This is a genomic window from Fretibacterium sp., from assembly GCF_057312375.1.
Genome location: NZ_DBHLDX010000017.1, coordinates 22,832 through 33,769 on the forward strand (window position 1 = coordinate 22,832; position 10,938 = coordinate 33,769).

Below are 10,938 nucleotides of genomic sequence, written 5' to 3' on the forward strand. Positions count from 1 at the left end.
GACGGAACTTTCTCGCGCATCGGGCGATTACGCAGTATATTGTGCTATAATTCACGTATCGTACTTTGTCTTACGACGAGTTTTGTGCTGGGGCCGCGCCCACTTGCGTCTGCGCGGCAAAGGCATGTCGGGAGGAGTTGTCTTTGAGGACATTCGATCATCGAACGCCGGATCGAAAGGTTTTTCCTGCTGAAGGCAAGAAACGCAGAGAAAGAAAAAGAAAGGCCTCGCTGGAGTTTTGCTGGGGTTTTTGCGTCGTCGTCTGTTTCAGCTTTGGTCTGGCTTCGTTTTTGATGTTCTCCGCCTGGGAACGCTTTTCCGGCGTGGCGTGGGGCGGGGTCGAGGATCAGGAAAACGAAGGGGTCGTGGCGGAGGAGGGCTTTCTGGCGTTCGACGTGAGCGACATGCAGCGCGACGATCTCCTGGCCGCAGCGCCCTTGGAGGTGACCCAGGAAGACGATCCGGAGGGACCGATGGCCTCTCTGCCCGCCGAACCGGCGGAATCCGAGGTCCGTGCCGAGGTCAGCGAGGTCCCGCTGAAGGAGGACTTCGGCCCCCTTCCGAAGTACCTGTCGGACTATGAGAGCATCGTCCTGAGCGCTCAGGACGATGGCACCCGTTTAGCGGAAGATACTTCCGACAACGCAATCCCGCCGGAACCTGACCCCCAGTTTGCTGAGGTGGGTGCCGACTGGAAGGAGCACGTCGTCAAGGCGGGCGAAACGCTTTCGGACATCGCTATGGCCTTCGGTGGACTCACCGCTCAGGACATCCTGAGGGCCAACGGGCTTAAGGACGCCAATCGGCTGTCCGAAAATCAACTTCTCCTGATCCCCAAAGACGCGGATAAAATTGAGGAAACCCTTGAGGAGGTCCGCACGCGGCAGGCCCGCGTGGCGGCCCTGCGCGAGAAGGTCGAGCCACTGAAGGTGTCGTCCTACGTGGTGGCGCAGGGCGACAGTCTATGGTCCATCTCGAACTCCCAGAACATAGAGCTGGACACCCTTGTGGGCAGCAACGTCTTCAAGGCGACCCTGCGCCCGGGGCAGACCCTCCGCATCCCCAACCAAGAGGGAATCTTCTACACCCTGCGCGAGGGGGAGAAGATCGAGGCCGTCTGCAAGCGCTATGGGGTCGAGTTGGGTAAACTGCGCCAGGTGAACCACACCGTTGACGTGGTTGCCCTGAAGCCGGGGGACGAGATATTCCTTCCCGGCGCACGGCCGGAGGCCCTGGCCGTCACTCACGAGGAGCAACCCCTTAAGGCGGAGAAGTCCGCCCCCGCCGTCAAGAACGCTGTGCCCAAAGTCGCGAAGAACGGCAAGCAGAAGGAAGCACCGGTGGCGATGAAGGCCTCCCGCTCCTACCGATGGCCGATCATGGGGCGGATCAACAGCCCCTTCGGCTGGAGGCGACACCCCATCACGCGCCGTCAGGACTTCCACACGGGAATCGACATCAAGGCCAGCCGCGGCGCGGTGATCCGCTGCGCTCGAGACGGTCGAGTGGCCTATGCGGGCTGGATGGGCGGCTACGGCAAGGTGGCGGTCATCGAGCACGCGGGCGGGCAGTCCACGCTCTACGCGCACTGCAGCACCCTCCTGCTGAAGCAGGGGGCGGCGGTGAAACAGGGAGAGAACATCGCAAGGGTTGGAACGACGGGACGCTCAACGGGGCCGCATCTCCACTTTGAGGTTCGCAACGGGAACAGCCCGGTCAACCCTCTGAAATATCTGAAGTGATTCCGCACGTAAAGAAGCCGGGGGTCAGAAGCTTTTCTGGCCCCATTTTTTATTTTGAGGCCGCCCCGGCCAGTCGGCGGGGCACTGAAGTCCAAGGGGGCATCGAGGAATGGTGAAGTACGTCTTTATCACTGGCGGCGTGGTTTCCTCGCTGGGGAAGGGGATCACGGCCGGTTCCGTGGGCACCCTGCTGAAGAAGCGAGGGCTGAAGGTTTCCATCCTCAAGGTGGACCCTTATTTGAACGTGGACGCCGGTACGATGAACCCCTTTCAGCACGGCGAGGTGTTCGTGACGGACGACGGCGCGGAAACGGACCTCGACCTGGGGCACTACGAGCGCTTTATCGACGAAACGCTCAGCGAGCAGAACACGATCACGACGGGGAAAATCTACTCGAGCGTCATCGCGAGGGAACGCCGGGGGGACTACCTGGGGGGGACGGTGCAGGTGATCCCCCACATCACGAACGACATTCAGGAGCGCCTCGTGCGCGCCGGGGAGGGGCTTGACGTCCTGATCGTAGAGATCGGCGGCACCGTGGGCGACATCGAGAGCCAGCCCTTCCTGGAGGCGATACGCCAGATGGCGAACCGCGTCGGGCGGGAGAACGTCGTCTACTGCCACGTCACGCTGATCCCATGGCTCGAGGCGGCGCAGGAGCTCAAGACGAAGCCCACCCAGCACAGCGTCCAGGAGCTGCGGCGCATCGGCATCCTGCCCAACCTCCTCGTGTGCCGCACCAGTCACCCCATGGACCAGGGCATGAAGAACAAGATCGCGCTCTTCTGTACGGTCCCTTCCGAGGCGGTCATCGAGGTCATGGACGAGCCGACGATCTACAACGTGCCCATGGCGCTGCACCGACAGAGGCTGGACGACCTGATCCTCCGCTACCTGGAGCTTCCCTGCGACGCGGAGCCCGACCTCTCGGACTGGCGCCGCGTCGTGGATCGCTTCATGAACCCGCCCGAGTCCGTGGACATCGCGCTGGTGGGCAAGTACGTCCAGCACAAGGACGCCTACCTCAGCGTGGTGGAGGCCCTCCACCACGCTGGCATCCACCACAACGTGCGCGTCAAGGTCCATTCGGTCGAGGCGGAGGACCTGGACTCCGGCGACCTCGCGGGCGTTCTGGGCTCCATGGACGGCATCCTGATCCCCGGCGGGTTCGGCGCGAGGGGCGTGGAGGGGATGATCCGCGCCATTCAGTACGCGCGGGAGAACCGGGTCCCCCTCCTTGGAATATGCCTTGGGATGCAGATGATGGTGGTGGAGTACGCCCGCAACGTCTGCCACCTGCACGGCGCCCACAGCAAGGAGATGGACCCCTCCACCCTGCACCCCGTCATCCACCTGATGGAAGAACAGCAGAACATTGATAGACTGGGCGGAACGATGCGGCTGGGTGCCTATCCCTGCGACCTGAGGGAGGGGACGCTGGCCGCCCGCGCCTACGGGACGCTTCACATCTCGGAGCGCCATCGCCACCGCTACGAGTTCAACAACGCCTATCGCGAGCGCCTGGAGGGGGCGGGCCTGAAGGTGGCCGGACTCTGCCCGGAGCAGGACCTGGTGGAGCTGGTGGAGCTGCCGGGGCATCCCTGGTTCGTGGGGGGGCAGTTCCACGGAGAGCTGAAGTCCAGGCCGGTGCGGCCTCATCCGCTCTTCGCCGGCTTTGTGGGCATGGCCCTGGAGCGCCAGCGCGCGGACCGTGGTTAGTCCCTTGGCGCAAGTGACAATGAGGGAGGTATTGACCTTGAAAAGAACGTTTTTGCTGCTGGCGGCCACGTTGCTCCTCTCCCTGGCCGTCCCCTGCGGAGCGGGGGCGAAGGACGAGAACAAGAGCTCCTCGGCACAGATGATGGAGCACATTGAAACGATCGTGTACGGCGACACCGCCAAGGGAGGGCTCACCGAGCGGCTCTCCTCCGTGGAGGAGGCGCTGTTCGGCCGCAGCCTTCCGGGCACCATCGCCGAGCGCCATTCGGCGATTCTGAACTTCCTGGAGGTCGGCACGGAGGACCAGCCCTCGATGATCTTCAAGCTTGGGGTCGCGGAGTGGATCGTCAACAAGAAGATATACGACTCCCGCCCGGCCGTCGGCCGCCTTGAAACGCTGGAGGCGGACCTGGACGGGGAGGTCCAGCACGGCAAACCCATCGCAATGCGGGTGGAACACCTCCTGTCCACGCTGGTGACGGACCCCGTCACCTTCCGCGCGGTCACCCTTCCGGGAAACGTGCCGCTGAAGCTGCGCTTTATGGACGAACTGAGTCCGGCCAGGAACAAGGCGGGGGACCAGGTTCGCATTGAGCTGACGAACGACCTGGTCGTGGACCAGTGCCTTGTGGCCCCCGCCGGTTCCCTGGTTCTGACGGAGGTCCGTGAGGTGGTGAAGCCTCGCGCGTTCGGCGTCCCGGGCGAGGTGCGCCTGACGTTCAACGGGCTGAAACCCCTGGGTCCCCAGCGCCCCCCGGTGGCCGTCGGGGACGCAGCGAAGAAGGCCATTGACGAGGCCCGCAAGGCGGGGGACCGCGGCGAGGGCGCCATCGTCGGGGCGGGGGCGGCCAGCATCGCCGGTGCTGCGCTGTTGGGTCCCGTTGGGCTGATCGGCGGCCTCTTTATCCGGGGCAACTCCATCCGGATCCCGGAGGGCTCCATCACCTTCGTGCAGACTTCGGGCGACGTGGAGGTCTACGCCTACCCCATCCCCGACAGCCTGCGCGTGGACCCGCAGTCCACCATTCAGCAGAGCGTCCAGGGGACTGACACGCCGCGTCCGTCGGACCAACAGCAGACTTCTTCCTACGACCCGGACCGCGACACCATCATCAAGAGCGACAAGATACTGAACCCGGTAAGGACCCCTCGAACCGCCCCGACTCAGACGACGGAGGACGGCGGAGCGCCGGGCGACTTTGAGCTGCCGCCGGAGCAGAAGGTGCGCTGACGCCTTGATTCGGTGGGTGTCCGCTGCAACCTCCCCGCTGCAAAGGGGGCGATGGAGGGCGTGCCTCCTTGCCTTGGCGACGTTTCTTGCCCTCTCTCTGACGGGTTCCCGCCAGGCGGGCGCCCAGGAGGCCCCCGACGAGGCGTTTCGCATCCTGGAGCGGAGTACGGCGGCGCACTGGGGGCAGGACTGCTACGTTTGGGTGCTCCACTACCCGGAGGCGTTGATTGAGCCCTGGGTGGAGGCCGAGGCGGCCCGCCGCGGCATGTCGGAGGCTCAAAAAGAAGCCTATCGGAGCGCCTTTGTCGCGGACCTTCGCCTGGACAGCTCTGAGGCCTTTCTGGTGAGCGTCTACTCCTTCGGGGCAGCCCCCGTGAGCTTGACGCCGGTGCCGGACAACGTGGCGCTCCTGACCTCGTCGGGCGAGCGCCTTCGCCCCGTCCGCTACGACTCCGCCCTGGACGCGCCCGCGGCTGGCGTCGTGCAGGGGCTCGTGTTCTTCCCCAAACAGGCAGACGACGACCTCGCCCTGGCGATCCGGGGGATCGGAGGGGGAGCGGAGCGCGTCTTCGCCTTCAGCCCCCTGGAGGTTGGCCGGCCTGAAGCCCTGGAGTCGCCCGCGGCCCCGGAGGTCGTGGTCGTGGACCTCCCTCCCAGAGAGAAGAAGTCCGTCCGCAAGGTGACGCCCAGGCCGGAGTCATCCGGGGAGCCGAAGGTCATCAAGCCGAAGGAGCCCCTTCCCCCCTCGCCGCCCGTTGCCCCGCGTCCCATCCCCCCGCTGCTCTCCGAGGACTCGCGCGGCATGGAGGACTTCGTGAGGTCCGTTCGGGAGCGGGGTGCGGCCTCCGGGGATGCCCCCTCTCCGGTCCGAAGCGGGGGAGGAACGCCCAGGCAACTGAACGCGGAGAACTCCTACGTGAGCCGCGAGCAGGTGCTGCGGCAGTTTCTGAGCCTGTGGGCCGCCAATCGCGCCGGGGAGATGTACGACATGCTCTCGGACGCCTCCCGCCGGGTCATCTCCCGCGAGAACTTCGCGAAGGAGGTGGCGCGGGCCGCGGAGTTTCGCGCCGGCCTGAAGGAGGAGTATCGCATAGAGTGGATCGGCGAGGAGCGGGCCAAGGTGATCACCGACCGGAGGGTCCTGATGTTCCGCTCCTTGGTGACGCGCACCCTGGGCATCGTGCGCGAGGGGATGGCGTGGAAGGTCGTCTGGTGAGGCCGGGGTCAGGCGTCTTGCGGGAGAGGAGGCGGCCATGAAGGTCAGCCGGGTGAAGATCGGCATGGGCGTCCTCGTCGTCGCCATCGTGGCGCTCGTGCGCTACGCGATGCGGGACATGCAGCTCGACGTGGACCTTCTGCGGGAGGGGCTGATGAACATGCCGGGCCTCGTCATGGAGAACATGCAGCTGGCTCGCGAGGTGTCGGGCGACGTCTGGCGCGTCCGCGTTCCCTACCTGGAGCGCCGGGGCGAGCTCGTTGCCGTCCGGTCGGTGGACGTCCGCCGGCAACTCAAGGAGGGCGGGGAGTGGTATCTCTTCGGCGCGGAGGGCGTCTACTCCAACGACGAGAGGACGGCCTGCGTCAACGGCCTCCTGGGGACGCTCGAGGCGCCCGCTCGAATCTGGAACCTGGAGAGCCCCCGGGTGCTCTGGTCGGAGGCCAGCGGCGACTTCGTCTTCCCTAGCGGGCTGACGCTCTACGACAACGAATTTCTCCTGTCGGCTCCGGAGGCCAGCATGGACCGGACGGGAGTGATCCTATTTGAAAAAGGAGGTCAGCTCCAATGGACGAAACCCCTGGGATGATGGGGACAAAGGGCGTCTTCGTCCGAGGCCTTGCGGCCGCGGCGCGGACTTTGGCGCTTGCGCTTCTCTTGATGGCTTCAGCGTCCCTTCCCGCTCAGGGGGCGGACGAGAAGGTGGTCCTGAACGCGGACCGCGTTTCCTTCAACGACGCGACGGGGCAGGCCAGGGCGGAGGGGAAGGCGAGCCTGAGCTATCAGGGGACGACGATCCAGGCGGAGCGCATCGACTACGACGCCGAAACCCAGAAGGTGCAGGCCATGCCGCTGCCGGGGGAGCAAGTGGTCATGAGCCGAGAGGGCAGGTCGCTGCTGGGGGACCACCTGGACTACGACCTGGTGAATCAGGAGGGGGTGATGACCGGCGCCGCCACGAAGATGCCTCTCCAGGACGGAACGCTCTACGTCTACGGCGGGGAGATCAACGTCATGCCGTGGGACATGGCCGTGGAGCGCGGAGTCGTGAAGGGGCGTGTCGGTGGCTCCGAGGACTACGTCGCTCAGTGGCGGCAGGTTTCCCTGACGACCTGCGCGCTGGACCATCCCCACTACCACCTGGAGTCGAAGAGCATCTCCTTCATCCCCGGCAAGAGCATCGTGGCGAAGAAGCCTCGAATCTACCTGGGCAAGACCTACATCATGACTTCCCCGCTGGACTACGTGGTGCAGCTCAAACGACGGGCGGTGCGCTACTCTGTGCTCCCCTACGTTCAGCACAGCGACTCACGCGGCACCGGAGGCGGCCTGACGGGAACCCTGGCGTGGGAAACGGGGTCCTTCTCGCTGGGCTTCGCCTGGGCCGGCAGGAGCGGTGCCGAGTGGCGCTTCTCGGTGGAGCAGGACCTGGGCCATGACTTCAGCTTCCTGGCTCAAATGGAGTACTCGTGGGACGACGTCTGGTCGGAGGCGATTTGGCGCCCCTCCGCTGCCCTGATCTACGAGCGCGATGGCTGGCGCGCGCGGCTGAACTGGCGTCGGGACGAGTACGTCGAGGACCAGAAGGACTCCCTCCACGAGTATAAGGGACGCCTGGACCGCGAGCCGGAGCTGGTCGTCCAGACCCCGTGGTTCCGGACCTCTCCCTGGGCCTGGCTCACCCTGTCCGCTTCCTTCGGCAGCTATCGGGAGAAGATACTGACTCAGGAAGGGGATTTCACGTCCCGGTGGGGACTTGAGGCCCACAGCTATTTCGAGAGGCCCCTCAGTCCGCAGGTGGAGCTCTTCGCGGACCTGAAGGGCGCCGCCTGGTTCTACGATCGGGACGACGCAGACCAGCAGATGTTCTGCGGCTTCCTGGGACTGCGCTATCGCCTGGGGGTCTTTGAGATGGGCTCCGCCTACGAGCGCCGATATACGTGGGGGAAGAGCGCCATGCTCTGGGACCAGTACCGGGGTGCGGAGAGAGTTCACCAGAAGGTGCGCTTCCCGCTGGGGCGCGAGGTCTATGCGGCGTTCCGCGGGAGCTACGACCTGGAGGAGGCCATGATGGACGAGGCGATCTACAGCCTTCAATGGTCCACCGACTGCATGTTGTGGGACCTGCACTTCATGGACGACCGGACGTCGGGGAACGACGACAAGGTGGGGTTGTCGCTCTCCATCCTGGCCTTCCCTGACAGGGACGCCTCGCTGGGCCAGAGCCTCACCCAGGACCCCTTCCTCCGCCCGAGGGATATCCCAAAGGAAGGCAAAAGGTGAAGCGCGGACAGAAGGCCGGGCGAAGCAGTCGCCGGGTTCGTCCGCCTGGGTTTATAATGAAGTGAGGGACGCTTCTCATGAAACTGTGTTACGTAAACGGACGCTTCACCCCGCCGGAGGAGGCGGCGCTCCCGCTGAGCGACCTCCTCATCCAGCGAGGCGTTGGCGTCTTTGAGGTGATCGGGACCTACGGAGGGCGCCCGCTTCTGTTGACGCCCCACCTGGAGCGCCTTCTGAGTGGAGCGGAGCGCGAGCGCATCCGTCCGACGCTCTCCATGGAGGACATGAAGCGCCTGGTGCGTGAGGGGTTAGCCAAGGCCGGAAGCGACGTTCAGATCAAGGTATACCTGTCGGGAGGCGACGTCTTTGACGGCGTGCGGGGCTTTACGGCCCCCCGCTTCTTCATGATCTTCGAGGAGCTCTCCCTGCCTCCCCGTGAGGCCTATGAAGAAGGCGTCGCCCTGGAGCCCCTGCCCTTCGGGCGGAAGGACCCCTCCGTGAAGGGCGTGGATTACCGCACGACCTACGCCCTGTCGCAGTCCGGCGCCTTTGAGGTGCTCTACTGCCCCGATGGAGAGATTACGGAGGCGGGGCACAGCACCTTTTTCCTCGTCCTGGAGGGGCGCCTCGTGACGGCCCCCCTCTCCCGCGTGCTGAAGGGGACGACGAGGAGCGTCATACTGGAGCTGGCCCGCGCCGAGGGGATCGAAACGCAGGAGCGCTGCCCTCGCGTTGACGAGCTGCCGCGCGCCAGCGAGGCCTTCATCACGGGGAGCGTGAAGAAAGTGGTGCCCGTGGTCCAGATCGGGGATCAGCGGATTGGGACCGGTCGGCCCGGGCCGGTGGCTACGCGGCTTTTGGAGCTCTACCTGGACCGTATTCAGAAGTGGCTGGAGTGAGGGGGCGGCCCCTTGACATATTCGAAAATCTCATTGAAGGAGGATGCTGCATTATGGAACAGATTCGTTCGCTGTCGCAGTTGATCGAGGGAGCAAAAAAGCTCTGCGCCGAGAAGGGGAAGAAGCGCCTCTCCGTGGCCATGGCGGAGGATGCGGGGCTGATCGCCGCCATTGAGGAGGCCCGTAAGGCGGGGATGGTGGAGGCGACGCTGGTGGGCAACCCCGACAAGGTCAGGGCCTGCATCCAGGAGGCGGGTGCCTCCGAGAAGGACTACGACATCATCGAGGAGCGCAGTGAGGCGAAGTGCGGCATCGTGGCCGTGACGGAGGTTTCCGCAAAGCGCGCCGACATTTACATGAAGGGCCAGCTCCACACGGACCATTTCCTGCGGGGAATGTTGAACAAGGAGGTTGGCCTCCGCAGCGGCAAGACCATCTCCCACTGCTATTTCCACCACATCCCCGGCTACGACCGCGTCATCTTCATCGCCGACGCCGCGTTCAACATGTACCCCGACGTGAAGCAGAAGGCCGACATCCTTCAGAACACGGTGAACTTCGCGCGGGCGTTGGGCGTGGAGTGCCCGAAGGTGGCCTGCCTCGCGGCCGTTGAGGTGGTGAACCCGGACATGCCCTGCACGCTGGACGCCTGTGCTCTGGTCCAGATGAACCAGCGCGGCCAGATACGGAACTGCATCGTGGACGGCCCTCTGGCCCTGGACAACGCCATCAACGAGGAGGCCGCGAAGATCAAGAAGATCAACTCGCCGGTGGCCGGCCACGCGGACGTCCTGTTCGTGCCCCAGATCGAGGTGGGGAACGTCTTGGCGAAGTCCATCACCTACTTTGCCAAGGACAGCGAAACAGCGGGACTCATCATCGGCGCTGCGGCGCCCGTGATCCTCACGAGCCGCGCGGACCCGATGCGCGCCAAGCTGCTCTCCATCGCCGGGGCAGTGATGATGGCGCACCACAAGGGGTAGCGCGATTCAGCAATGACGACGGCGGGGGCTGACACAGCCCCCGCCGTTTTTGTGCTCTCTGCCCCCTGAAGGGGAGGCGAGCCGCGTTATTAAGCGCGGTTTGGGATCATGGGTCATGCCGCGTCCCGTTCCCTGCGGTGCGTGTATAATGAGGACCAGGAGGTGTGCTCTATGTCCATCACCGTATCCAAACTAAAAGCCAACCTGAAGAAGCCTTTCGCGCCTGTGGAGGCGGAAGGAATTGAAGCTGCGATGGGCGGCAGGAGCGTGGCGAAGCCCTCAAACCCTTATCAGGATCGGGTGGACGTCGCAAAGTCCCTCTTCGGGGTCCTCGCTGCGGACGTCACCCTGGAAGAGGCCCTGGAGGAGAGGCGGAACCGCATATGAGGGCTTTGATCGACACCTGCGTTGTCATCGACGCCCTGCAGTCGCGAGAGCCCTTCTGTAAAGAAGCTCAGGCGTTGTTTCTTTGTGCAGCCAATGGACAATTCGACGGCTTTATCACCGCCAAGTCATCGACGGACATCTACTATCTCACGCACAGGTGTACACACAGCGATTCGGACAGCCGCGAGGTGTTAAGGCGGATATTTATCCTCTTTGAGCTGATGGACACTGCAGGAATGGATTGCCGGAGAGCTCTCGTTTCAGCTATGGCAGATTACGAGGATGCCGTTATGGTGGAGAGTGCTTTGAGAGCAGGGATGGACTGCATCGTGACCAGAGATACAAAGGACTATGCAAAATCCCCGGTTCCTATCTGCCGTCCTGCGGAGTTCTTACGACAGGTTTCGGTGTGAAAATGTGCGGCAAATCCCTTTAGGGAGAGCGAAACGGCGGGGGCTGACACAGCCCCCGCCGTTT

The 10,938-nt window shown here is 64.3% G+C and carries 10 protein-coding genes; all 10 read left to right on the top strand.

The window, feature by feature from the left end:
* Positions 1-143 precede the first annotated feature (143 nt).
* Complete coding sequence (locus ACO41U_RS04400) at positions 144-1,742, top strand: peptidoglycan DD-metalloendopeptidase family protein (RefSeq protein WP_485941903.1); 1,599 nt, start codon at positions 144-146, stop codon at positions 1,740-1,742.
* Between the two features lie 109 nt (positions 1,743-1,851).
* Positions 1,852-3,462, top strand: coding sequence for a CTP synthase (pyrG, locus tag ACO41U_RS04405; RefSeq protein ID WP_298778040.1), 1,611 nt, complete (start codon positions 1,852-1,854; stop codon positions 3,460-3,462).
* 37 nt (positions 3,463-3,499) lie between these two features.
* Positions 3,500-4,693 (top strand): hypothetical protein, encoded by a 1,194-nt coding sequence (locus tag ACO41U_RS04410; protein ID WP_298778043.1) that lies wholly within the window; start codon positions 3,500-3,502, stop codon positions 4,691-4,693.
* A 73-nt stretch (positions 4,694-4,766) separates the two neighbouring features.
* Entirely contained in the window at positions 4,767-5,909 is a 1,143-nt protein-coding gene (locus tag ACO41U_RS04415; protein WP_298778046.1) for a hypothetical protein, read from the top strand.
* 37 nt (positions 5,910-5,946) lie between these two features.
* Positions 5,947-6,498, top strand: coding sequence for a hypothetical protein (locus ACO41U_RS04420; RefSeq protein WP_298778048.1), 552 nt, complete (start codon positions 5,947-5,949; stop codon positions 6,496-6,498).
* Positions 6,477-8,192: a hypothetical protein gene (locus ACO41U_RS04425; RefSeq protein ID WP_485941907.1), complete on the top strand. Its 1,716-nt coding sequence runs from the start codon at positions 6,477-6,479 to the stop codon at positions 8,190-8,192. Before ACO41U_RS04420 ends, ACO41U_RS04425 begins: the two co-directional genes overlap by 22 nt.
* A 77-nt stretch (positions 8,193-8,269) precedes the next feature.
* A complete protein-coding gene (locus ACO41U_RS04430; RefSeq protein WP_485941909.1) occupies positions 8,270-9,091 on the top strand; it encodes an aminotransferase class IV in 822 nt (273 codons plus the stop codon).
* Between the two features lie 53 nt (positions 9,092-9,144).
* Positions 9,145-10,074, top strand: a complete 930-nt coding sequence (locus ACO41U_RS04435) for a bifunctional enoyl-CoA hydratase/phosphate acetyltransferase (protein WP_485941911.1) — start codon at positions 9,145-9,147, stop codon at positions 10,072-10,074.
* A gap of 171 nt (positions 10,075-10,245) precedes the next feature.
* Positions 10,246-10,461: a type II toxin-antitoxin system prevent-host-death family antitoxin gene (locus ACO41U_RS04440; protein ID WP_298778057.1), complete on the top strand. Its 216-nt coding sequence runs from the start codon at positions 10,246-10,248 to the stop codon at positions 10,459-10,461.
* Complete coding sequence (locus ACO41U_RS04445) at positions 10,458-10,874, top strand: PIN domain-containing protein (protein ID WP_485941913.1); 417 nt, start codon at positions 10,458-10,460, stop codon at positions 10,872-10,874. The genes ACO41U_RS04440 and ACO41U_RS04445 overlap by 4 nt, the downstream gene beginning before the upstream one ends.
* Positions 10,875-10,938 lie beyond the last annotated feature (64 nt).